Raw genomic sequence first — 24,879 nt, forward strand, 5'->3', positions numbered from 1 at the left:
TTCCCCATGCTTTCCGCATTTGTCCTACATACAGTATATTATTACATTTTTATATAGAAAAGGGGATGAATAAAATGTACGATCTTCCATTTGGTGGATTTGTACATTCTCCATTTTTAGGAGGAGGATTCTTTCCTGGAAGGGGCTTTACTTAGTCCTGCGTTTGATTATGGCGGATATTGCTATCCATACTATACGGATTATTAACAGTATCCTTATTATTCATACAACACATATTAAAGTAGGGAAATTGAAAAGGAGAGGAAGAGAAATGAACTATATGCTAAATCACGGAGGATATTATCGTAATCATCATGGTGGGGGAGGGCATAATCACCATGGAGGACACAATCATTATGATCATCATCATCATCATCACGGTGGTGGATGGGGCTGGGGTGGCGGCTCGTGGGGCGGAGGATTTTTCCCAGGAAGTTTTGCTGGAGGCTACTATCCAGCACCGTACCCAGTAACATACCCAGCACCATATCCAATGCCATACCCGGGTTATCAGCAAATACCATATCAGTATTAAACTAAAAAAGAGGATATCCTCTTTTTTAGTTTAATAATTTATTTATAAAATATTTCCAAAAACAAGGTGAAAATATGTTAATATTTTGTTATTATAATTCAATATGTTAAATGCAAATTTTGGCTTTATCCCGCTATTTGTGGGCAGTAAAACCCCCACCTCAAAATTCAGCTGGAACAAAGAAGTTAGGTGGAAGCCCTGCTACCCGTAAAAGCCCGATTGGTGATCAGTTGGGATGAACAAAACCCCCACTGATTAAAGTTTCACTTTATATTATTATTCGTGAATCGTTGCATTTTGTATGTTAATCTCTATTTCATTATGTATCGGCAGTTAGATTTACATCTTAACATTTAATGAAATAAAAGAGGTTAGGTGTGAGGTCGTATTAGTAGGGAGCAGAGGCTAATAGTGATGAAATTGTCACTTTACAAATTCAAAGAATGTAAGAGAATACTGTATAATAAGCTTAGATAAGTAGAGAGATGAGAAGCTTCTACTATAATTAAAACAGCACCATATTGCTTTTTTTTATAAATAATATTATGTTATTTTAATCGGCCTATTTAGAAAAAAATTGTGATTTATCCCGCATTAACGGGCAGTAAGACTCCCACCTCAAAATTCGGTGAATGTGAGGAAGTTAGGTGGGAGATAAAAGCCCGATTGGTGAAGGCTAATAATCAGTGGGGGATGGACAACCCCCCACTGATTAAAGTTTCATTTTATGTAAAGGCGTATTGTTAGAAAATGAAATATCTCTATTTCTATGAAGAGAAACGAGTTGTGTTTTAGTCAGATAGGAAGCAAGGAGAGGTGCGCATGCTAGAACAAAGAGGTCATGCATTATATGACTCTTCATTGCAAGATTTAAAATTAGCATTAGATGAGTCTTCAATTGTTGCTATTACAGACCGAAATGGTCTTATTACATATGTGAATGATAAATTTTGTAAAATCTCAAAATATAAAAGAGAAGAGTTAATAGGAAAAGATCACCGTATTTTAAATTCCGGATATCATCCGAAAGCATTTTTTCAAATCCTATGGAAGCGTATTTTGAGTGGAAAAGTCTGGACAGGGGAAATTCGAAATCAAGCAAAAGATGGTACGTATTATTGGGTTAAAACAACAATTGTTCCATTTTTAAATGAAAAGGGAGAACCTTATCAATTTATTGCAATTCGAAATGATATAAGTAGTAGGAAAGAAGCAGAACAAAGATTACGATTAAGCGAAAGTCGTTATAGGGAACTTGCTTATCATGATGCGTTAACAAGTTTACCGAACCGTTTACAGTTAATTACGACTGTAAATAAGATGATTGCAGAGAAAATAGAGTTTGGCATGATTTACTTTGATTTAGATCGTTTTAAATTAGTGAATGATACGTTAGGTCATATGATAGGAGATTTACTTTTAAGCGAAGTTGCTTCACGGTTGCATTATGTGCTAGGAGAGAAAGATGTTCTGGCTAGGCTTGGTGGCGACGAATTTGTGCTGTTAACAAAAACTCATACACATGATGAGATGAGGCAGTTAGCGACATCCGTGTTATCATGCTTTCAAGCGCCATTTATGCTTGAAGGTCATGAAGTATATATTTCAGCTAGTCTAGGACTTTGTTCCTATCCGCAAGATGGAAAAGACGTTGAAACGTTATTAAAAAATTCGGATTTAGCCATGTATAGTGCGAAAGAGCAAGGAAGAAATGCGGCGTGCTTCTTTACAGATGAATTACGTGCGAAAATAAACCGTAGAATGAAAATAGAATTTGCTTTGCAAAAAGCGATTCGTGACGAAGAATTAAAAGTGGCATTACAACCCATTATTGATTTGAAAACAAAGAAATGTACTGGTATTGAGGCTTTAGTACGCTGTAAGACAGAAGAAGGTCCTATTTCACCAAGTGAATTTATCCCTGTAGCTGAAGAGTGTGGACTTATTATAAAACTAGGAGACTGGGTACTAGAAAAGTCATGTCGACTGTTTAAAACTTTACCAGATTATCAAGAGGGACTGAAGTTATCTGTTAATTTATCAATACAACAATTGATGCAAAAGCGATTTATTTTATCTGTTCGTAGTATATTGAAGCGAACAGGGTTTCCGCCAAATCGTTTAATATTAGAAATAACAGAAAGTATAGCTGTACGTCATTTTGATTATATTATTGCTACATTACAAGAATTAAGAAGTATGGGAATTTTAATCGCTTTAGACGATTTCGGAACAGGGTATTCCTCATTATATTATTTAAAACAACTACCACTTGATATTGTGAAAATTGATCGTAATTTTATTCGTGAGTTTCATTATGATCATGCACAACCAGAGCGAACGATTGTAAAATCGGTTATTGAAATCGCCCATAGTTTAAATTTATTAGTGGTTGCTGAAGGGGTAGAAACGGTAGAACAAGAAAGTTTATTAAAATCAATGAGTTGCGACTTTGTACAAGGTTTTTATTATGCGAAACCGTTAGATATAGGGGAACTAAAAGAAAAGTTATTAACTGATTTTTAATAAAAAAAGAGAAGCGAAAAGCTTCTCTTTTTTATTGTTTTTTTTGTGAATCTTTCATTAAAACTGGATAAAGAATAAGACCTAATACAAACAAACCAATGCCTAAGAAGAATGTTTTTAAATCCGCAGTTCCCGTTTTAATAACCCATATAGAATATAAAAATGCTAATGCAGTAATGATTCCATCTTTTATTCGAGATCCCGGCATTATATCATACGTTTCCCCCGTAATAACTAATTTTAACTGATACAAGGTAGAAACAAGGTACGGGATTAAATATGCTAATGTTGCTACAACAATAGCGAAATTATATGCTTCTGAAACAGTACCAGAAATCGTTGAGAATAAGAAAATTTGCGTCATCACATTTGTAATAAATAATGATTTTGAAGGACTACCTTTTTTATTTGTTTTACTGAAAAACTTAGGGAAAAGGCCATTTTTAGCAGCCTGGTAAGGTACTTCTGAGCTAACAACGATCCATCCTACAGTAGAGCCGAATAAAGATACGAGTGCAAGTAAGGCCATTATATAAGCACCTTTAGTACCAATTGCTAAATTTAATGCATCTACTAATGGTTTTTGAGACTCTTTTAAAGCGTCTTGTGGAAGAGCGCCCATTGTTAGTAGAGTAATTGCCATGTAAATAAGAAGAGCGATGATTAATCCGAAAATCGTAGCTTTCTTAACATCGTGCTGAGATTTTGCACGGTTAGAGAGCATAACTGCTGACTCAATACCGATAAACGCCCAAAGTGTTGCAATAGCAGCGGAATTTATTTGTCCACCCAACGAAATAGGTTGTCCAGCTTCATTCATAAATGTTTGACCGTCCCCGAAATTAGAGGCATTGAAAATGAATAATGTGATTACAATAAACATTGTAAATCCGATGATTTTTGCGATTGTTGCCAGAAGGTTCATATTTCCGGCTCTATCAATATTTTGAGAAAGAATATATTGAATTCCCCATAGCATCATACTACATACTATGAAGGTTAAAGCTTTTCCAAGTTCTAATGAAAATCCGTTTGTTGAAAAGAGAATTTGCTTACTTTGTAAAACTGGGAAGAATGTTGATAAATATCCTGCAAAGGAAATAATTACAGATGCTGTAGCAGCCCAGTTAGCAGCCCAGTATCCCCAAGCCATACTATATCCTGCAACTTTACCTGTCTTTTGAGAAGTAAACATTGCTTGGGCGTAACTTTGTGGTCCTGCTTTTAATTCTGGTTTACGAATTGCTAAATTTCCAAATACGAGTGCAATCATAAATACACCAAGTCCTGTAATACTCCATGCCAGTGTAGATCCCATTGGACCTGATACGTGTGCTAAATTTGCTGGGAGCATAAATACGCCACCGCCAACCATATTCCCGATAACAAAAGCTGTTAAAATCCATAATCCCCATTTTTTCGTTTCCATTTTTGTTAACTCCTTTGTAGTAAGTTTTGCTTAAACATCATTTTTTACTAGCATTTTTGGCAATAAAAAAAGAGCCATGTAGATAAAAAATACCTACATGGCTCTTTGCCAAAGCGTAGGTACAACGGGAATAACCCTTGTACCTACGCGTAATTTTTCCGCTAGGTTTCAAGGGTTAAGTATGATGATGATGTTTTTGTGCAAATGTAACTACAGTTGTATAAGTAAGCATAGTTCTTTGCTCCCTTTCTCCTCTGATTTTGAAGTTAGTATACTACATGTTTTTTTGAATGAAAAGAAAAATTTATAAAAATACGTTTTAGAGACTAAATATTTACCTATAGTTTTCTTGTACTGGAAAATAAGTGAGAGATTGGCAGAAGAGTATAGCGTGGTATAATATATATAGAACTAGAAGGTGACAAGGGGCTATTGTAGATGATGAGTAAGTATGAACAAATTTATACAGAAATCAGCAAGTCTATTGATAATAAACAATTAAAAGAAGGATGTAAAATCCCATCAGAAACGGAATTAATGAAGCAGTATGAGGCAAGTAGGGGTACTGTAAGAAAAGCTGTAGATTTATTACAAGAGCGTGGATATGTTCAAAAAATACACGGAAAAGGTGTTTTTGTATTAAAGCGCAAAAACATTGAATTTAACTTTGGTGGTATTGTAAGTTTTCAAGAAGAAAATGAACGTTTAGGACGTCATTGTATTACAGAAGTCGTGGAAATAGAGAAAATGAAAGCGACACAAGATGTAGCAAAGTTATTAAACGTGAAAGAAAAAACGGAAATAAATCATATTAAACGTGTACGAAATATTGATGGAGAAAAAGTAATTTTAGATATAAACCATTTTGTATCGGAATATATTCCAGGATTAACGAGAGAAATTGCAACTGCATCGATTTATAAATACATTGAGAAAGAATTAGGGCTACATATTAGCTATTCACAGCGGGTAATTGAAGTGCAACCATGTACAGAGGATGACCGAAAGTATTTGGATTTAAATGGAACAGACTATGTTGTCGTTGTAAAAAACTTTACTCATTTATACGATGGGAGTCAGTTCGAATATACGGAATCACGTCACCGTTTAGATATTTTTCACTTTTCGGATGTGGCGCGAAGAAAATAAAGAGATGGAGCGAAATAATCGTTCCATCTCTTTATTTATCCCGCTATTTGTGGGCAGTAAAACTCCCACCTCAAAATTCAGCTGGAGCAAAGAAGTTAGGTGGGAGATCAACTGCCTGTAAACGCCCGATTGGTGAAGGCTAATAATCAGTGGGGGATGAACAAAACCCCCACTGATTAAAGTTTCACTTTATAAAAAAATCACCAACTTATATATACGAGTGTTGACTAACTTATATATACGAGTTAATATGTAAGTGTAAACGGTATCAAAAAAAGAAAAGAGGGACGGGAATATGGGGAAAGACTATCGTAAAACAGCAAAAGAAGTGTTGCAGTATATTGGTGGGAAAGACAATATTGAACAAGCTGCGCACTGTGTAACGAGGCTACGTATCGCTTTAAAAGATGAAAATAAAATAGATAATGATAAATTACAGTCTGTTTCATTAGTAAAGGGAGCGTTTCATAACGCTGGGGTATTTCAAATTGTAATTGGTCCAGGTGATGTCGATCGAGTATACGCTGAATTGATAACGCTTGCAGGTATGGAAGAATCGACAGTAGCTGACGTAAAAGGTTCAGGAGATAAAAAATTAAATCCAGTTCAAAAGTTTGTAAAAGTATTTTCAGATGTATTTATGCCGATTTTGCCAGCAATTATTACGGCAGGTTTACTAATGGGGATTAATAACCTGTTAGGGGCAAAGGACTTATTTTTTGATGGGAAAAATTTATTAGAAGTATATCCGAACTTAGGTGGGCTTTGGGATTTAATTAATATGATGGCCAATACAGCATTCGTATTCTTACCGGCACTTGTTGGTTGGTCAGCAACGAAGCGCTTTGGTGGTAGTCCAATACTAGGGATTGTTATGGGATTAATGCTTGTGCATCCGGCCTTATTAAACGCGTGGGATTATGGAAAAGCAGCGACTGGTTTAGAGGGACAAAAGATTGAGTACTTCGATATTTTAGGGCTATTCCAAATTGAAAAGGTAGGGTATCAAGGTCAAATTTTACCCATTTTAGTAGCAGCATTCGTATTAAGTAAAGTTGAAATCTTCTTAAAGAAACATGTGCCAAACGCAATTCAATTATTAGTTGTACCAATTACAACAATCGTTGTAACAGGTGTGTTAGCGTTAGGAATTATTGGTCCAGTTACACGTCATATTGGCGATTTATTAACGGCTGGATTAGTTGGCGTATATGAAACGGTACCAGTAGTTGGAGCAGTATTATTTGGAGCATTATATGCACCGCTCGTAATTACAGGAATGCATCATATGTTTATTGCAATTGATCTACAGCTAATTGCACAGCACGGCGGTACATTTATTTGGCCGATGATTGCTCTTTCTAACATTGCACAAGGTAGTGCGGCACTAGCGATGTTCTGGATTTCTAAAAATCAAAATGATAAAAGTATGGCATCAACATCAGCAATCTCAGCGTACTTCGGTATTACAGAGCCAGCGATGTTCGGTGTGAATTTAAGAAATAAATTCCCGTTCTATGCAGCGATTATTGGGTCTGCTATAGCAGCGATATTTATTACATTAAATGGTGTATTAGCACCAGCAATCGGAATTGGCGGATTGCCAGCATTTATTTCTATCATTCCGAAATCGATTCCAATGTTTATTGTAGGGATGATAATCGCAGTAGTAATTCCATTTACATTAACATGGTTATTTGCGAAACGAGTAAAACAGAAGTAGGAGGAAATTAAGCATGAAAGATTGGCATAAAAGTGTAGTATATCAAATTTATCCGAAGAGCTTTAATAGTTACTATAATAAAGAAACCGGTGATATAAAGGGAGTTACAGAGAAATTAGATTATTTAAAGGAACTTGGAGTGGATTATATTTGGTTAACACCGATATACCGATCACCACAAAATGACAATGGATACGATGTAAGTGATTATTACAGCATTGATCCATCTTACGGGACGATGGAAGAGTTTGAAGAGCTTTTAAAAGAAGCGAAAGTACGTGACATTGAAATCATGCTTGATATCGTTGTAAATCATAGTTCAACGGAGCATAAGTGGTTTAAAGAAGCAAAAGAAGATAAGAATAGTCCGTATCGAAATTATTATATTTGGCGTGATGAAAAGAATAATTGGCAGTCTAAATTTGGAGGATCTGCTTGGAAATATGATGAGAAAACAGGGCAATATTTTTTACATCTATTTGATGAGACGCAAGCTGATTTAAACTGGGAAAATGAAAAGCTTCGTGAAGAAGTGTACGATATGATGCGCTTTTGGTTGGAGAAAGGTGTAAAAGGATTCCGCCTTGATGTTATTAACTTAATTTCAAAAGATCAAAGATTTTTAAGTGATGAAGGCACCACGGCTACAAGTGATGGGCGTAAATATTACACAGATGGTCCACGCGTCCATGAATATTTACAAGAGATGAGCCAAAATGTTTTTGAAGGGAAAGATGTAATTACAGTTGGAGAAATGTCATCTACGACAATTGATAATTGTATTAAATATTCGAATCCTGAGCGCAATGAACTAAGCATGACGTTTAGTTTCCATCATTTAAAAGTAGATTATCCGAATGGTGATAAGTGGACGAAAGCTGATTTTGATTTCATTAAATTAAAAGAAATTATGTCTAATTGGCAAATTGAAATGCAAAAGGGCGGAGGATGGAATGCGTTATTCTGGTGTAATCATGACCAGCCTCGTATCGTTTCACGGTTTGGTGATGATGAGAAGTACCGGAATGAATCTGCGAAAATGTTAGCGACAGCTATGCATATGTTGCAAGGAACGCCTTACATTTACCAAGGTGAAGAAATCGGTATGACGAATCCTAAATTCGAGTCCATCGAGCAATATCGTGATGTAGAATCGTTAAATATATATGATATAAAGCTAGAAGAAGGATTATCAAAAAAAGAGATTATCGGGATTTTAAAACAAAAATCTCGTGACAATTCCCGTACTCCGATGCAGTGGAATGAAGAGGTGAATAGTGGTTTTACAACAAGTACACCTTGGATTTCTGTGGCTGAAAACTTTAAAGAAATAAACGTGGAAAAAGCATTGGAAAATGATAGGTCTGTATTTTATCATTATAAAAAGTTAATTGAACTTAGAAAAACGTATGATGTAATTACAAAAGGGAAATATGCTGTTTTAGATGAAAATGACCCTAAAATTTGGGCGTATACACGTACTGTAAATAATGAAGTATTACTTGTTATAAATAACTTCTATGGTGAAGAAATAGTGTATTCTGCACCAGTTCATGTCCAACTAGAGGGAATGAAGCAAGAAGTATTATTATCGAATTATAAAGATTCAGGTGAGGATATTACAAGTCTTAGCTTAAGACCGTATGAGTCAATTGTATATCGATATACGAAATAAAAAGATTGTATGCCTGAGTGGCATACAATCTTTTTATTTTAAGACACCACTATATAAAATACTTACTTCTACTTCGGGCTTGAATTTCACTTTTGCATAATCTTTATTCCAATTTTTTTTCTTCCATAATTCAGGATGATAAGCGATAAGATGTCTACCAATCCCGAAAGCATCACAATTTGCTTTTTGTAGCTTTTTCGTTATTTGTTTAGCTTCCTTCGTAAGTTGTTTCGATAATTCTTTATTTAGCTTTTTTCTTTCACCCATTTTATAAAGATTATCCCTTGGGGCTTCAAGTGCTACAACTTTTAGTTGGAGCTTAATGTTAGCATAAACATTTCCTTTTTTATCCGTTGTTATTTTTAAGTCTCGTTTTAATTTCCTATTACTCACTTCCATTGTTAAATAATCAGATGTCGTCTCTGATTCATTGCTAGTAAGTTTTTGGGTTATACGGGCACTTGTTCCCATTTTTCCAGTTAATAATACGAAGAGAACCGACTGTCTTAAAGGTAAATGTCCAGTTAATTTGTCTTTATTAAATAAAGCTATTCCATTGGTTACAACTTCTTTTCCTTTTAGCTTTATAGACGGGAGGGTGAAGTCTTTGCCCGGATCTAACATTTTTGTAGCAGCTGTTTCTAAAGTTTCTTCTGGAAACACACTCATATCCTCTAGGCTTTTAATTTTTTTCTTTAGAAAATCCCCAATCAGTAAATTCCCTACTTTCTTTTTGTTGAGTATCTCGGATGTGCCACCATCTACTGAAATAAGTTTTACTAATGCGGTTGGATTTGATGGATCTCTAAATCCAACATCTAAATAGGAAAGTATTCCTTTCTTCTGAATTGTAGTTCCTAATAGCTCTATTCCATATTTAAAATAACGAATGTTACCTGTCACATTTTTTCTCAAAGAATCACTTGTGTCACGCACGTTATAGCCAGTTGCTGAATGCACTTCATTTTCGAATGAAGATTGTTCACCACTCGAGCTTTTTACGAGTTCAATGGTTTGCTGTAGTTTATTATTTTCTATAATGTCAAACCCGAGACTATAGGCTAATCTAGCTTCTCTTAATGGTTCTTGGTCCCAACAACCGGAAAGGAGTAGGCTAAAGCATAGTACTGTACACAGTTTAGCTATTCTTTTGGACATAATTCTCTCCTTTCTTAGTTCTTAATAAGGAATAAAGGAGAAATAAAAAAGGAAGAACGACAATGAAAATATAAGTGAATTTATCTGTGAAATTCGCAAGTATTTTTAGTTGTTCTGGTGTGTCTATAAATATTGCAACAAAAAAGGAGATGAGACCAACAATTGGAACAGCTTTCTTATGATTAGCTATATTGAATATATGACCGATTCCTATTGAAGCTGCACAATAATAACTAGCGATAGAAGCTACAACGGTTATCATCCATATTGGAATGAAAATTAAGTCAGTCCGGTCTACAATTCCGATATGAAGAGAGCGTAGCAAATAAGCAACTGGTTCAGGGATAAGTTCAACTTGTTTCGGACTAAATACGATAAAACAAATCAAAACTGTAAAAGCATAAAATAGTGTTACTAATCCGTTAGCAATAGAAATTGCTTTCAGTCTTGCTGCTGGTTTGCCTTTTACATATGGATAAGCAATAAGAATAATTTCAAAGCCATACATTGCTGTAATGGTTTCTTTTGATGCTTGGATAATGTTCCACCATCCGGCTTCTGCAATTGGAAAGATATAAGAGAAATCAGCGCGAGTTAGTCCAAGAGCAATTAAAAGGGCCATAGGGATAATTAAAATGGAGGCCATGACGTAAAAGCGGACGATAACTTTAAATGTGTTATAAGCTAAATAAACGCAAGTGATTGTAAATAAAATTAGAATTGCAGACCAAGGAGTTGCTTGTAAAATCCATACTTTAATGACATTACAAGCATTTAACATAACAGTCATCCCGATGATGATAAAGTAAACAATATAAGAAAAACCTAGTAGTTTCCCGAACCTATTTCCAAACATTGTACAAACAATTTCATATATATTTTTGTCAGGAAATCTTTTGAGTAAAAGCCACATAAGCAAAATAATTAATTGAATTGCAAGACCAGCTATGAGTGCAGAAATCCAGCCGCCGCCTTTAGCAATTGGATGAAGACGATTTGGAAGAGACAGTATACCAACACCAATTTGACACTGAACAACGAAGAAGGTGAACTGTGGAAGTGTAATTTTACTTTGCGTGTTTGTCACCGTTCTCATCCTCTCTCGTTACATGTTGTCTTTGCATTTTTTTCGGCTTTGGATCATGGGGGCGTTCCCAAAATGACCAAATAGGAAGTCTTACAAAAGAATCTTTCATGTCTTTTATTCGCATGGGCGCAATAGGAGAAAGGTATGGCGTATGGAAAGAATGCAGCTGACATAAGTGGACGAAAGTAATAATTAAACCGAAAGAAATTCCAACATATCCAAATAGAGCAGCTAAAATCATTAATGGAAACCGAAGAATTCGAACGGCTGAACTCATATCATTTGATGGAACGAGAAAAGACGCAATTGCAGTTAAAGCTACAACGATAATCATTGTATAAGAGACAAGTCCAGCCTTTACAATCGCATCACCAATTACTAAACCTCCTACGATACCGATTGTTTGTCCAACTCGGCTCGGCAGACGAATACCAGCTTCTCTTAATAATTCGAAGATTAATTCCATTAAGAGTGCCTCAAAGATCGGAGGGAGTGGTACCTTTTCTAATGAAGCTTTAATTGTATAAACGAGTTCGAGTGGTAATACATCAGGATGAAAGGCGACGGTTGCGATATATATAGCTGGTAGGAGAAAAGCGATTAAGAAACTTACTAAGCGAATCATTCGCACGAAAGAACCGACAATCCAACGGTTATTATAATCATCTGGTGATTGATAAAAAGCAAATAGTGTAACGGGAACAATAAGGGTAGTTGGGTCTCCATCAGATAAAATAGCAACGCGTCCTTCCATTAAGTTAGCGACAGTTCTATCAGGCCTTTCTGTATTTAATTGTTGCGGAAATGGTGAGAAAGAAGTGTCTTCTATAAATTCTTGTATGTAACCTGGTGGCATTAGTGCATCGGTCTTAATCGTTTCTAATCTTCTTTTTACTTCTGTGACGAGATCATCATTAGCTATATTTTGCATATAAACAATTGCTATTTTCGTGTGCATCTCTTCACCAAGGATAAAATATTTAACGACTAAATTTGGACTCTTAATTAGTTTCCGTACGGAAGCTAAATTCGTAACTAAATCTTCAACAAAACCAGAATGTGATCCACGTACAACGCCTTCATTATCAGGCTCTGTTATATCTCTTTTTAAAGATAAAGCCGTTTCAAAAATACAAAAGCTCTCGACATGCTCATGGAAATATAAAGATTTACCTTGTAATAAAAGTTGCACACCATAATTTAAATTTGTTTCTTTTTTCATATTCAATGTAGAAAAAGCTTTTTCTAAAGACAAATCAGATCGAGTTAATAGTGGTTCAAGAGCTAATTGGTGAATTAAATTTGGATCTGCTAAAGATTCGATATATAAGATTGTTCCTTTTCCATTTTGAAAAGGGACATCTAATTTTTTTATGTCATCGGAATGAGAGAGCTTGTTTTCAATGTAATTAATGTTTTCCGAAAGTGATGGAAACATATGCTTTTGATTCTTACTCTTTTGTTGTTCTTTTTGCTCTGTCATAATTTCCACCTCTGTTAGAATAAAGTTACTTCTGTTAATTTTTGTTTTTTGTGAGAAATTTATGCTTGAATTATTTGAAAAAACAGCTTGGAAGCTCTGTTGCGTTATCTTCTATACTTAAAGAAAATGAAAAGTAGGGGGATGGAAAGAAAGCGTATAGTAGATTAGTGATATTAATATATATCTTTTGTACTATAGAGGATAAGCCTAGAGGTATGTATAATTACATCATTTGATGAATAGGAAATTTATGAAAATCAATTTATACTAGTATTGTGTCTTGCCTCTTTAGGTATAGCGCACAGCCGGTGATTGGCTAGTGGGAGTTTTTCCATTTTGCCAGTGCCGGTTTTTTGTTGGATAATAGAGAAAATGAATACTTATAAAGAAAGAAGGGACTGTTTTGAAAGATGTAAATTCTATTTCTACGAGAGAAAAAGTTGCTAGCTTTTATCTTTATTTCATTTCTTTTTTGGGGTTAATTACTATAACTATCTCTTTACTTGAAATTAAAATCCCTTCTCATCCAACAATACTAATATTGTTATTAATATTTATGGGGATTGCGGAATATTTTCCTGTACGATTTTGGAGAGGAACTAGCTCGCTTACCTTTCCAATTATTTACGCCATGAATTGGCAGTTTGGAATACATATAACTATTATTGCTATTGTATTCGTTACACTAATTATTCACCTGCATCGTCGTTCACCGATACAAAGAATGTTATTTAACAGTACACAACATGCTCTTAGTTTGATCTTGGCAGAATGGTTTTCAAATGAATGTCTGTCTTTATTGATTAGCAGAATGGATATGTCAGTACTGTATGAGAAATTAATATCCTTGTTATTGTTTTGCTTGTTTTTTGTTTTTTTCAACAACCGTTTATACGATTTGTTAATGGTGCTCCTTCCACAGCCGTATTCGATATATCAATGGTATAAAAAAACCATAACGGTATTTCTTTGTGAAACTTTTGGTTTATCGTATGCTGCTCTGATGCATTTATTAAGTAGTACGTATAGTGTGGAAATAAACGAGATTACAGTACTGTTTTTCTTTTTTCCACTTGTAGCAATTTCAGTTATCAGCTCTTTTTCTGTGCGAATTAGGATGGAAAAGGAACGATTATACGAACTGTTTCTTATTACAACAGAAATTAGTCGTGGACTAACTGGAGGGAACTTGAAACATATTAAACAGGCACTTAAAGGTTTTTTTGGAATACAAGCATATGTAATATGGACAAAAGATGATGGAAACTGGAATCTTCTATTAAAAGATGGAAAAGTAAAACTTGATATTTCTGATGATTCGGATAAGTTCGAGGCGTTTGGAGAAATCTCTAAAAATCTTGTATTTAATGATTGGAAAACTGGTGCGGCTCCTGGAGATGAAATATTCAATGATGTCATACGCTCGCTTGTTTATTTTCCTCTTAGTGTAAATGATGAATTAGTTGGAATGTTTGTTGCAGGAAAAACTAGAAATGCGGGTTTTTTTCCGGAGGATGTACAGTCTTTAGCTACGTTTTCTAACCAATTAGCTAACGTAGTTAAAACAAGAATATTGATTTCTGAACAGGAAAAAAGAATGATTTTAGAAGAAAGAAATAGAATTGCACGCGAAATTCACGATGGTATCGCGCAAGCATTGGCCGGGGTAATATTTCAACTAGAATCCGCTCAGAAAAAATACCATGATAAACCAACTGATATGCAACAAGTAGTAGAGAAAAGTATTAAGGATTTAAGGGAAAGCTTAGGGGAAGTTCGCTATTCTATTTATGCTTTAAAACCGTATCCGACACAACAATTAGGGCTTAAACAGGCGATAGCAAGTAAAATAAAATCTTTAAAACAAGAATATGAACTAGACATTACATATCATGAAAGAGGCCATTCACGTGCGCTTAGCTTTTCAAAAGAAAGAGTCATTTTTGATACATTACAAGAGAGTTTACAAAACATTGTTAAACATGCACAAGCAGAAAAGATTGATGTTTTGCTAAGCTATCAAAGTGAGCACGTGCTTTTAAGGGTTAAAGATAATGGGGTTGGCTTTTCACTATTTGAGTCTATGGTTAAAACGAAGCATGAACCACATTATGGTATATTACATATGAATGAACAAGCTGAGCAACTAGGGGCTACTTTACAGATTGATAGTTCTGTAGGTAAAGGGACAGAAATTACACTGTTAATTCCAGATTCACAAACAAGGGGTGCGTAAAATGATTAAAATATTAGTAGTGGATGATCATGCTTTTTTACGAGACGCAATTCGGAGCATACTAGAGGTTGAATCTGATATGAAAGTGGTTGGAGAGGCGAGCTCTGGGGACGAGGTATTGGGAAAAGTAGAGGAATGTAGACCAGACTGTATTTTGATGGATATTAATCTTCCGGGAAAAAATGGAATTGAAGCTACGGGATTAGTGAAAAAAAAATATCCTAATTGCCGAGTACTTGTTTTTACAATGTATGAGCATGATGAGTATTTAATGGATGCGCTTCAGTCTGGCGCTGATGGTTATTTATTGAAGGATTCATCATCGGAGCAGGTAGTGGCAGCAATTCGAATGTTATATCAAGGCGATTCAGTCATTCATCCTCGTATGACGAAAAAATTAATTACATATCATCAGCAACAAATGAAATTAGAACCAAACGAAAATGAACTGACAGAGCGTGAAAAGGAAATTCTCTTTGAATTGGTTAAGGGACTGAGTAATAAAGAAATTGCTGAAGTTCTATATATTAGTGATAAGACAGTTAAAATTCACATCAATAAAATTTTTAAAAAACTCAATGTAAAAAGTCGTTCACAAGCAGTGATTTATGCTGTTCGAAATCACTTGGTTCCACTCGATTAAATAAAAAGATGTCTAAAAGAACTACCCGCTTCTTTATTTTGTATTACAAAAAATAAAGAAGCGGGTAGTTCTTTTGTACTATTTAGACATAGAATCATTAGAACAAAAATTACTCCTTTTGTTCAATATTCAGAAAAATCAAAATGTGAAATAATAAAAATAGAATTATTGATTAACACTACTAATAATTCACGTTGTAAGTCACTATTGTTGGAAATAATTCATGGGAGCTTTTATAGAAAGAAGATTAGAAGTGTGGGGATGGCGGTAGGAGTCTTGGAAATTCTCAATCATTTTAAATAGATTTCAGGTTGATAGAATTGCCAATGCTGAACAAGGTTTTGAGAATCAATTTGTTTAGAAAAAATAATTTTGTAATTATAAGGGGATGCCATATGAAGAAAAGGAAATTTGGAAAGATTCTTATTGGAACGCTAACTGTTGGTATGCTATTGTCTCAAGGAATTCCATATAACGTATTGGCAGAAGAGGTAAATACATCTACTTTAACTGGAATTGATGATGCAAGCTCTATATTGAAGGGACTTACAAAGGAACAACGTAATGCTTTAAAGACGTTAGATACAAAACCGGGTTTTGTTATTTCACCAGGTATCAATACAGCAAGTCCTGATAATGTGAATGTGATTGTAGAGTTTAAGCAAGCACCTAGCAAAATCGAGATGTTAAAACAAGCAGCTAAGGGGAAAAAAATAGCCCTTTCAACTGCGGAACAAAAGGTAGAAGCATCTCATAAAGAATTTAAATCAGAGTTTGAACAGCTTCAAAAGAATAAAGATAAAGGGACGAATTTTAAATCTGCCAAAATAACAAGAGAATATAAGAATGCTTTTAATGGTGTAGCGATTTCGTTACCTGCGAATATGATTAAAGACTTAGTTCGCACTGGTATTGTTAAGCGCGTATGGGAAGATAGTGAGGTCAAAATTGATTTACCGAAAGAAACAGCTAAAACGGCTGTTGAACCCAAAATGGCAGATAGCGTACCACAAATTGGTGTGGACAAGCTGCATGCTGAAAAAATAACGGGTAAAGGAATTAAGGTAGGGGTACTGGACACTGGCATTGATTATAACCACCCTGATTTGAAGGATGCATATAAAGGATATCGTGCAAAGCAAGGTGAAGATCCAAGCAAAATAGATCCGAACTCAATAAAAGGGTGGGATTTTGTTAATAATGATGCTGATCCAATGGAGACAACGTATAAGGATTGGCAAAATTCTGGAGGATATCCTGAAATTTATGATGGAAGTGCATACTATACATCCCATGGTACTCATGTAGCTGGGACAATCTCTGCAGACAAAAAGAATAATGTTGATTACGCGGTTACGGGAGTCGCTCCAGATGTAGACTTATATTCATATCGTGTATTAGGACCATATGGAAGTGGTCAAACAAGCGGCATTCTTGCTGCGATTGATAAAGCAGTGAAAGACGATATGGATGTTATCAATTTATCATTAGGTGCGTCTATTAATGATCCTTTATATCCTACTTCTGTGGCAGTGAACAATGCGATGTTAGCTGGTGTTGTTACAGTAGTAGCAGCAGGTAATAGTGGTCCGGGAGAAGGTACCCTTGGATCACCTAGTGCAGCGGCACTTCCGATTACAGTTGGAGCAAGTGACGCTGCGATGACTATCCCAACGTTTTCCGCCAATGCAGGTGATTTACATGTGGATAAGATGATGCTACTTGGAAAAAGCTTTACTGATAAGATTGAAGATTTGAAAGGTCAATCCTTATCGGTTGTATATGCAGGGCTTGGGAAATCAGATGATTTTACAGGGAAAGATGTTAAAGGGAAGTTAGCTCTTATTCAACGCGGTGAGATTACATTTGATGAAAAAATTAAAAATGCTAAGGAAGCAGGCGCAAAGGCGGTAATTGTATACAACAATGTAGATGGGGAAATTACAAGTTATCTTGGGGAAAATACTGCATCTATTCCATCGTTCCGCTTAACAAAAGTAGATGGTGAGAAATTGCAAGCAAAAGCTGTACAAGGAGATGTGTCGTTAGCGTTTGGGGAACTTAGTAATATAAAAACAGAGGGAGATCACTTAGCTGATTTCAGCTCCCGTGGTCCTGCAACTAAAACAGATGATATTAAGCCAGATATTGTAGCACCAGGTGTGTCTATTTTCTCAACTGTTCCTGAATATATTAATGATCCAAAGGATGGAGAAAATTATCCGGTAGCGTATGGACGTATGTCAGGTACATCTATGGCAACTCCTCATACAGCGGGGGTGGCAGCACTCATTTTGCAAGAACATCCAAACTATAGTCCGTTTGAAGTAAAAGAAGCGCTTATGAATACTGCAGTTGACTTAAAAGAAGCGCGCTCTGTATTTGAGGTGGGATCAGGCCGAATTGATGCGTATCGTGCAGTTCATGCAGATACATCTATCGAGGTTATCGATAAAACATCAAATGTTGTAAATGATGAAGAAGTAGAAATTGAAGAAAAAACAGGTTCTATTGCATTCGGATATAAAAATCAACTGGGAAATGGACCAATTAAAGATAGTCGAAAAGTCTTAATTAAGAACAACAGTAAAACAGATGGAAAAGAGTTCAAATTAGAAGTAGATTTTTCACCAACAAGTGTAGGTGTGCAGGATGCAGTAAAGAATGGTGTGAAGCTGAACGTACAAGATTCTATTAAAGTGGCTTCTGGTACATCAGGGGAAATTAGTCCTGAAATTATCATTCCAGAAAACGCAGAATTCGGTAGGTATGAGGGCTATATTCATATTTCAAATAAAAACAATGAAAAAGAAGTATATCAAGTACCGTTTGCAGTTAAATTCACAGAAAAAGGGATTGAATCTGTAGATTTGGATAGAGATGCAATGGCAACAGATGGATCTAAATTCCATCCGTTTATGCAAGCACCATTCTCAGGGTTAGCATTTAAATTAAACAGTCCATTGGAAGCAATTGACACGGTTGTAAAAGATCGAAAAACAGGTAAGGCGTTAGGAATTGTAGGAACACTTAATGCAAGTACATTAACTCCTAATATCGAATATTACATGTTTACTGGCATGGGGGGATATGTATTCCCATTTACAGGAGATCCGAATCATCCGATTGGAGACAAGCGAGTTATGTTGCCTGACGGAGATTACCAATTGGACTTTGTTGGATACGATAAAGATGGAAGATCTTATACAAAAGGCGACAGTATTATCATTGATAATTTGATACCTGAAATGAAATTTACGGATGTACAACCTGGTATTCATGAAGTAAATGATTCCATGTTCAAAGAAGAAGACGGCCAGCGGGCATTATGGGTGCATGGTAATATTTATGATTCTACAGTGGATGCATTAAAGGCAAAAGGCCTGCAGTATGATCAAAAAGCTAATCAAATTGCATATTATCAGAACTCGGCCTTTCCATCAGGTTGGCTGAATACAATTCAAGCAAATGGTGATTTTAAATTTGGAGTACTTCCAGAGGAAATAAATGAGCCGTTAAACTTAAGATTATTTGGATATGACCTCGCAACTGCAGGGAATATGGCAACTGGATTTAAAGATTACGTCTTTGTAAAAGAAGGGACAGAATACGCTGTTCCAAGCTACGACAAAGGTAACATAAAATTAGGAGAAAAAATTACATTAACTTTAAATCTCAATAATGTAAAACAACTTATGTCAGGTGCATTTGACATTCCTTATAGCAAACAGCTGTTTAAATTTACAGATGTGAAACCAAATCCAGCGCTTGCGGAATATGCAAAACAACATGGATTGAATATTAAATTAGAAGATCCGGTGATAAATGAAGAAGGAAACTGGGAAAACAAGGTGAAAGTTGGTGCATCGTTAGAAGGAAAAGAATTTAAAGGACTAGATGGAGATACACCATTTTTAGATGTTACATTCGAAATGACGAGCGATGAATATTTTAATGATGTAACTGCATTTGGAGCAGATAAATTCTCTTATACAAAAGCTGGTACATCAGAAGGTATTGAAATTCCTGTGTTTAAGGATAAATCTTTCTCTATTATTTCGAAACATTCAACAGTTACAGGGTATATTGGACCAGAAGCATTCTTGCATGAAGAGGGGTATTTAGGTAAGAATGATTACACAAAACTAGGAGCAAAAGTGTACGCAGTTGGCAAGGATGGAAAGAAATATACAGGAACGGTTAGTGATAGTGGGCAATTTGAAATTCATAATGTTCCTGTAAGCGATAAAGAATATGATATTTTCGTAGAAATGCCAGGTCATTTAAATAGTAAATTCACAACAAAAATAGGAAAAATGCAGGATGGAGAATTAGTGGGACAAAACTTTAGAGCTGACATGGATGACAACCTTGCAGGTGATGTAAACGGCGATAAAATGGTAGATATTCAAGATGCTAGAATAGCAGCTTTATCGTATGGAAAAGGAAAAGGATCTGTAAAAGATGGAGATATAAATCAAGATGGTGTTGTAGATGAAACAGATATTCGTTTTATCGAGAAAAACTTCTTGAAAAAGGGTCCAGATGCTAAAGAAAATCAGAAACCGAAAGAAAATGTAGGGCCAGTGACGTTAGATAAAATCTTACGCTCTATTGGTTTAGAACCAAAAAAATAAGGGGATACACTTCTAAGGGAAACTAAGCGATAAAGCAATGAACACAGAAGAAAATGGGTTTTGCTAACAATGAACCGGTAATGATTCACTGTAACATTACCGGTTATTTAAAAAAATAGCTATTTGGGTACATGAAGTAAATAGTTTAAAGCTAGTTTGCTTTTGTTATGGGACAAGGTAGTTGCTTAATTATTATTGTTTGTGGGATGGAAATAAGGTTTGTAGTTTGAACTTTAAAAATAGGGGGACTTGTGAAATGAGTATTAAGAAAAAACTTGGTATGGGTGTTGTAACTGCAGCGCTTGGTTTATCTTTAATTGGCGGGGGAACATATGCGTATTTTAGTGATAAGGAAGTATCACAAAACACGTTTGCAGCGGGTACTTTAGATTTGAGCGTTAATCCTGAAGTTGTTATTAATGTCGACAATATTAAACCAGGTGATGAAATGGAGCGCGGTTTTCAATTAGTTAACAAAGGAACCTTAGCGATAGGAGACGTGAAACTTCTTACAGATTATAGTGTAATCGATGCTAAAGGAGATAATGGAAATGCTGATTTTGGTGATCATATCCGTGTTGATTTCTTATGGAATTTGGATAAAAATGAGGTTCCAATTTGGTCTACTACATTATCTGAATTAAAGGTAGCTACGCAAAATGGAAGTATTCCTGACCTTGTACAAAAAGGTGTTGTAGACCGAGAAGGAAATGGACTTGCTCCTGGTGATGATGATACTTTCTATGTAATGTTCACATTTGTAGATAATGATGAAGAGCAAAATGTATTTCAAGGAGATGCACTGAAGTTAAATTGGACCTTCAATTCAATGCAGACAAAGGGTGAAGATAAGTAAATATAAAGGTAAATGTTATATATAAGAATGAATTGATGAAGAATTGAGCAATAGTATTTTTAATAGTGTAAAGGTTGATTTAGTGAATCAGCCTTTTTTGTTTTTAGATTTTTTTATGTGTAGGGATTGAATTTTTTATAGTATTCATAGCAGTACCTCTCACAGTTATGGCGAATTAAATAGAGGATATATAGGAGGGATGGAAACATATGCTTTTTGCTAGTATCTTGTTATGAATTTTCGTGTTCGGCCATAATTTCCACCTCTTTTAAAGTACAATTGTTTCTGTTAATTTTTGTTGTTTGTGAGAAATTTATGTTTGGATTATTTGAAAAAGTAGCTTGAAAGTTACGTTACGTCATCTTTTATACTAAAGAAAATAGGATATAGGGGATGGTATAGATGACTTTAAGAAATATGTGGGGATGGAAAGAAATCTTATATTTATTTGTGTTTGTATTCATGATTGTTCCAGTAACAATTGAATCTCTTTTTTATGATTATGCTTTAAAAATACTAGGGAACTCATTATATGCTGGAGTATTAATGGGACTTATAATGGCAGTGATATTTACGTTTGTAGTATATCTTTTTTGCATAAAAAGATATAAACTGTCGTGGAAAGATATTGGAATTCGGAAGCTTTCATGGAAAGATTTATTGTGGACATTTGTAGCGGTTATTTCTTTGATTGTAGTTAGTATTGGTGTATTAATGATAATGGAGAAACTGGGGATTTCTTTTGAAAATAGTAAAACGGAGACGATCCAAGATGATAAATCAATATATTCGTTTTGCATCGCGGTAATTGGAGCGGCGGTTATATCACCAATCTATGAAGAGATTTTATATAGAGGTGTTTTTTATACATTTTTTCGTGATAGGTATGGTATATGGGGCGGTATGCTTATAAGTTCAACAATATTTACTGTTGTTCATATCCCGACATATAACACATTACCGGTGAATTTTTTAAGCGGAGTAGCATTTGCGTGGTTATATGAGAAAACAAATTCTATTTTATCGGCTATGATTGCCCATGCACTATTTAACTTCATAGCAGTACTTCTCACATTCATGTCGAATTAATTATAGGGTACATATAGGAGGGAATAAATATGGAAATAGCTGTGGAACGAGTTTTTACAAATGAGATTTTAGCAGAATCTGCAAAGATATTTAATGTGAAAGTAGAAGAAAACCGACTTGGTGATTTTGAAAATTATATTTTTAAGGCGAAGGGTAAAAATAATGAAGATTACGTATTACGCTTAACTCATTCTTCTCATCGTTCTAAAAAAGAGGTAGAGGCCGAACTAGATTTTTTACGGTATGTTGCGGAGCATGGGGCGAAAGTGGCGGGACCTCTTAATTCAATATCTCAAAATCTTGTAGAAGAAATCGGAGCGGAAGATGGTACTTTCTTTTTTGCGTCTTTATTTACATATGCAAAAGGTGAGCAAGTAAAAGGAGAAGAATCGCCTTATTGGGGAAATGCTTACTTTGAAGCGTGGGGAAAAGCGATCGGACAATTGCACCGCCTTACAATGAATTACCCTAAAACAGACTACCGTGATACGTGGGAAGAGGATGAAAGTAGTATTGTTAATGAATTAGAAGATGAGAAAGTGAAAGAAATTGCTGCTGTATTAATGGAGGAAATAAAGGCTCTTCCAATTGAAAGAGAAACATTCGGCCTTATGCATGGTGATATTCATCCAGGTAATTTTCATTATGATGGAAAAGAGCTAACAATTTTTGATTTTGATGATGCGGCCTATAATTATTTTATTCATGATTTGGCAATGGTTCTTTATTACTCTGTTCTTTTTACACCATGGACAGTGGAGGAGAAGACGACATTCGCTCGTAAACAGTTACAAGTGTTAAGAAAAGGGTATGAATATGAGCACAGGCTAGCGGAAACTTGGTATGAATCATTACCGTTATTTTTACGTTTACGTGATATAGGTTTATACGGTACGCTCCAAAAGAAGTTTAAAGGGAAAGATATGCCAAATCATTTCATAGAATTAGCGGAACAACTCTATGAAAGAATTATAAAGAAGGAAGCAATTGTGAATATATAATACATTCATATCGAAACAAAGTATACAAAATAAATGTATACTTTGTTTTTTTATACAAAAATATGTTTGTTTTATTAAAATAATATTGTCATAGATTCGGTATACATTTATAATTTTTATATATTCTGAAAATTCTTAACAAAAGGAGGTAGAGGAGTATTGGAGGCTATCGTAAGTTGGATAAATAATATTGTTTGGAGTCCCGCACTTGTCTATTTATGTTTAGGAGTAGGCTTATATTTTTCCATTCGAACGAGGTTTTTACAAGTAAGACATGTAGGAGAAATGGTGAAGCTTACATTTAAGGGAGAAAAGTCTGATGCGGGTGTTTCTTCGTTCCAAGCGTTAGCACTTTCGTTATCAGGGCGCGTTGGAACCGGAAATATTGCGGGTGTTGCAACGGCTGTTGCCTTTGGTGGTCCAGGCGCTGTATTTTGGATGTGGGCGGTAGCCTTTCTAGGAGCTGGTTCTGCATATGTAGAATCGACGCTTGCACAAATATATAAGACGAAGCATCAAGGGCAATTCCGCGGTGGTCCTGCTTATTACATTGAAAAAGGACTAGGTGTTAAATGGTACGCATTAGTGTTCGTCGCAGCGACAATTCTTGCAACAGGAATGCTGCTTCCAGGTGTTCAAGCGAATAGTATTGCTGTAAGTCTAGAAACAGCTTTTGGTATTAATACTTCTGTATCAGGGGCGGTATTAGTAGCGGCATTAGCACTTATTATTTTTGGTGGAGTTAAGCGAATTGTTAACGTAGCGCAAGTTGTAGTACCGTTTATGGCGCTTGGCTATATTTTAGTAGCTTGTGTAATTGTAGGTATGAATATTGAAAAATTACCAGACGCTTTCATGTTAATTTTAAAAAGTGCATTTGCATTAGAAGCAGCTTTTGGCGGGATTATTGGTTTAGCAATTTCTTGGGGTGTAAAACGTGGTATTTATTCAAACGAAGCAGGGCAAGGAACTGGGGCCCATGCAGCAGCAGCTGCTGAAGTATCGCATCCAGCTAAACAAGGGTTAGTACAAGCATTTTCCGTTTACATTGATACATTATTTGTTTGTTCAGCAACAGCATTTATGATGATTATTACAGGCATGTATAACGTATTTGATGCAAGCGGAAAAAACTTTATCGTCAATAAATTAAATGGTGCACAGCCAGGTCCTGGTTATACACAGGCAGCAGTAGAATCTGTTTTCCCTGGATTTGGAAACGGTTTCGTAGCAATCTCTTTACTATTCTTCGCATTTACAACAATTATGGCTTATTACTACATTGCAGAAACGAATATAGCTTACTTAAATCGTGATAAAGACCGTCCTTGGATGTCTATCGTACTAAAGTTTGTATTCTTAGGAGTTGTATTCTACGGTTGTGTAAAAACAGCAGAAACAGCATGGGCTTTAGGAGATATTGGTGTAGGAATTATGGCATGGGTTAACATTATTGCGATTCTATTATTACAAAAACCGGCATTGATCGCATTAAAGGATTATGAAAAGCAGAAAAAAGAAGGAAAAGATCCAGTGTTCGATCCGCAGAAATTAGGAATTAAAAATGCTGATTTCTGGGAGCATGAATACGGGAAAGATAAAAAAGAAGAAGTATCTTAATAGAATAGGAATGAGAGAGCAAAGGGAAATCC

Annotated in this window: 16 protein-coding genes; 12 read left to right on the forward strand and 4 right to left on the reverse strand. The window is 35.2% G+C overall.

Going from position 1 to position 24,879, the window contains the following annotated elements; genetic code table 11:
* Positions 1-271: 271 nt before the first annotated feature.
* Together QCI77_RS03255 and QCI77_RS03260 are read left to right on the forward strand one after the other, a co-directional pair.
* Positions 272-535: a hypothetical protein gene (locus QCI77_RS03255; RefSeq protein WP_353824493.1), complete on the forward strand. Its 264-nt coding sequence runs from the start codon at positions 272-274 to the stop codon at positions 533-535.
* Positions 536-1,357: 822 nt separating this feature from the next.
* Positions 1,358-3,061: a putative bifunctional diguanylate cyclase/phosphodiesterase gene (locus QCI77_RS03260; RefSeq protein ID WP_002010499.1), complete on the forward strand. Its 1,704-nt coding sequence runs from the start codon at positions 1,358-1,360 to the stop codon at positions 3,059-3,061.
* Between the two features lie 31 nt (positions 3,062-3,092).
* On the opposite strand, the gene QCI77_RS03265 is transcribed toward QCI77_RS03260, so the two are convergent.
* Positions 3,093-4,490: an amino acid permease gene (locus QCI77_RS03265; protein ID WP_002010500.1), complete on the reverse strand. Its 1,398-nt coding sequence runs from the start codon at positions 4,488-4,490 to the stop codon at positions 3,093-3,095.
* Positions 4,491-4,928: 438 nt separating this feature from the next.
* Here QCI77_RS03265 and treR point away from each other — a divergent pair, with 438 nt between their 5' ends.
* The 3 genes from treR (at position 4,929) to treC (ending at position 9,037) form a co-directional block, all read left to right on the forward strand.
* On the forward strand, positions 4,929-5,639 hold the full coding sequence (treR, locus tag QCI77_RS03270; protein WP_002010502.1) for a trehalose operon repressor: 711 nt from the start codon (positions 4,929-4,931) through the stop codon (positions 5,637-5,639).
* 295 nt (positions 5,640-5,934) lie between these two features.
* Positions 5,935-7,362 carry a PTS system trehalose-specific EIIBC component gene (gene treP / locus QCI77_RS03275; RefSeq protein ID WP_088294037.1) on the forward strand — a complete coding sequence of 476 codons (1,428 nt, stop codon included), beginning with the start codon at positions 5,935-5,937 and terminating at the stop codon, positions 7,360-7,362.
* A gap of 13 nt (positions 7,363-7,375) precedes the next feature.
* Entirely contained in the window at positions 7,376-9,037 is a 1,662-nt protein-coding gene (gene treC / locus QCI77_RS03280) for an alpha,alpha-phosphotrehalase (protein WP_353824494.1), read from the forward strand.
* Between the two features lie 33 nt (positions 9,038-9,070).
* On the opposite strand, the gene QCI77_RS03285 is transcribed toward treC, so the two are convergent.
* The 3 genes from QCI77_RS03285 to gerKA are packed head-to-tail and all read right to left on the reverse strand — an operon-like array spanning position 9,071 to position 12,765.
* On the reverse strand, positions 9,071-10,195 hold the full coding sequence (locus tag QCI77_RS03285) for a Ger(x)C family spore germination protein (protein ID WP_353824495.1): 1,125 nt from the start codon (positions 10,193-10,195) through the stop codon (positions 9,071-9,073).
* Complete coding sequence (locus tag QCI77_RS03290; protein WP_353824496.1) at positions 10,176-11,282, reverse strand: GerAB/ArcD/ProY family transporter; 1,107 nt, start codon at positions 11,280-11,282, stop codon at positions 10,176-10,178. The genes QCI77_RS03285 and QCI77_RS03290 overlap by 20 nt, the downstream gene beginning before the upstream one ends.
* A complete protein-coding gene (gerKA, locus tag QCI77_RS03295) occupies positions 11,263-12,765 on the reverse strand; it encodes a spore germination protein GerKA (protein WP_088031303.1) in 1,503 nt (500 codons plus the stop codon). Before gerKA ends, QCI77_RS03290 begins: the two co-directional genes overlap by 20 nt.
* Before the next feature lie 403 nt (positions 12,766-13,168).
* Here gerKA and QCI77_RS03300 point away from each other — a divergent pair, with 403 nt between their 5' ends.
* From QCI77_RS03300 to QCI77_RS03330, 7 genes are all read left to right on the forward strand, one after another.
* Positions 13,169-15,001, forward strand: a complete 1,833-nt coding sequence (locus QCI77_RS03300; protein ID WP_131247572.1) for a GAF domain-containing sensor histidine kinase — start codon at positions 13,169-13,171, stop codon at positions 14,999-15,001.
* 1 nt (position 15,002) lies between these two features.
* On the forward strand, positions 15,003-15,644 hold the full coding sequence (locus tag QCI77_RS03305) for a response regulator (protein WP_215576765.1): 642 nt from the start codon (positions 15,003-15,005) through the stop codon (positions 15,642-15,644).
* Positions 15,645-16,039: 395 nt separating this feature from the next.
* Positions 16,040-20,281, forward strand: a complete 4,242-nt coding sequence (locus QCI77_RS03310) for a S8 family serine peptidase (protein WP_353824497.1) — start codon at positions 16,040-16,042, stop codon at positions 20,279-20,281.
* Between the two features lie 256 nt (positions 20,282-20,537).
* Positions 20,538-21,137: a TasA family protein gene (locus tag QCI77_RS03315; RefSeq protein ID WP_060751645.1), complete on the forward strand. Its 600-nt coding sequence runs from the start codon at positions 20,538-20,540 to the stop codon at positions 21,135-21,137.
* Positions 21,138-21,539: 402 nt separating this feature from the next.
* A complete protein-coding gene (locus QCI77_RS03320) occupies positions 21,540-22,226 on the forward strand; it encodes a CPBP family intramembrane glutamic endopeptidase (protein WP_353824498.1) in 687 nt (228 codons plus the stop codon).
* A gap of 29 nt (positions 22,227-22,255) precedes the next feature.
* A complete protein-coding gene (locus QCI77_RS03325) occupies positions 22,256-23,227 on the forward strand; it encodes a phosphotransferase enzyme family protein (RefSeq protein WP_353824499.1) in 972 nt (323 codons plus the stop codon).
* 159 nt (positions 23,228-23,386) lie between these two features.
* A complete protein-coding gene (locus tag QCI77_RS03330) occupies positions 23,387-24,847 on the forward strand; it encodes an alanine/glycine:cation symporter family protein (protein WP_002029764.1) in 1,461 nt (486 codons plus the stop codon).
* Positions 24,848-24,879 lie beyond the last annotated feature (32 nt).

Origin of the sequence: Bacillus cereus group sp. MG9 (genome assembly GCF_040459995.1) — a bacterium.
In the GTDB taxonomy this organism is placed as follows: domain Bacteria; phylum Bacillota; class Bacilli; order Bacillales; family Bacillaceae_G; genus Bacillus_A; species Bacillus_A mycoides.

Bases quoted from the DNA above. Each gene is read 5' to 3' on its own strand.
- treC (WP_353824494.1), top strand. From the start codon at position 7,376: ATGAAAGATTGGCATAAAAGTGTAGTATATCAAATTTATCCGAAGAGC.
- QCI77_RS03265 (WP_002010500.1), bottom strand. From the start codon at position 4,490: ATGGAAACGAAAAAATGGGGATTATGGATTTTAACAGCTTTTGTTATC.
- QCI77_RS03305 (WP_215576765.1), top strand. From the start codon at position 15,003: ATGATTAAAATATTAGTAGTGGATGATCATGCTTTTTTACGAGACGCA.
- QCI77_RS03325 (WP_353824499.1), top strand. From the start codon at position 22,256: ATGGAAATAGCTGTGGAACGAGTTTTTACAAATGAGATTTTAGCAGAA.
- QCI77_RS03260 (WP_002010499.1), top strand. From the start codon at position 1,358: ATGCTAGAACAAAGAGGTCATGCATTATATGACTCTTCATTGCAAGAT.
- QCI77_RS03320 (WP_353824498.1), top strand. From the start codon at position 21,540: ATGACTTTAAGAAATATGTGGGGATGGAAAGAAATCTTATATTTATTT.
- treP (WP_088294037.1), top strand. From the start codon at position 5,935: ATGGGGAAAGACTATCGTAAAACAGCAAAAGAAGTGTTGCAGTATATT.
- QCI77_RS03285 (WP_353824495.1), bottom strand. From the start codon at position 10,195: ATGTCCAAAAGAATAGCTAAACTGTGTACAGTACTATGCTTTAGCCTA.
- treR (WP_002010502.1), top strand. From the start codon at position 4,929: ATGATGAGTAAGTATGAACAAATTTATACAGAAATCAGCAAGTCTATT.
- QCI77_RS03310 (WP_353824497.1), top strand. From the start codon at position 16,040: ATGAAGAAAAGGAAATTTGGAAAGATTCTTATTGGAACGCTAACTGTT.
- QCI77_RS03255 (WP_353824493.1), top strand. From the start codon at position 272: ATGAACTATATGCTAAATCACGGAGGATATTATCGTAATCATCATGGT.
- QCI77_RS03315 (WP_060751645.1), top strand. From the start codon at position 20,538: ATGAGTATTAAGAAAAAACTTGGTATGGGTGTTGTAACTGCAGCGCTT.
- gerKA (WP_088031303.1), bottom strand. From the start codon at position 12,765: ATGACAGAGCAAAAAGAACAACAAAAGAGTAAGAATCAAAAGCATATG.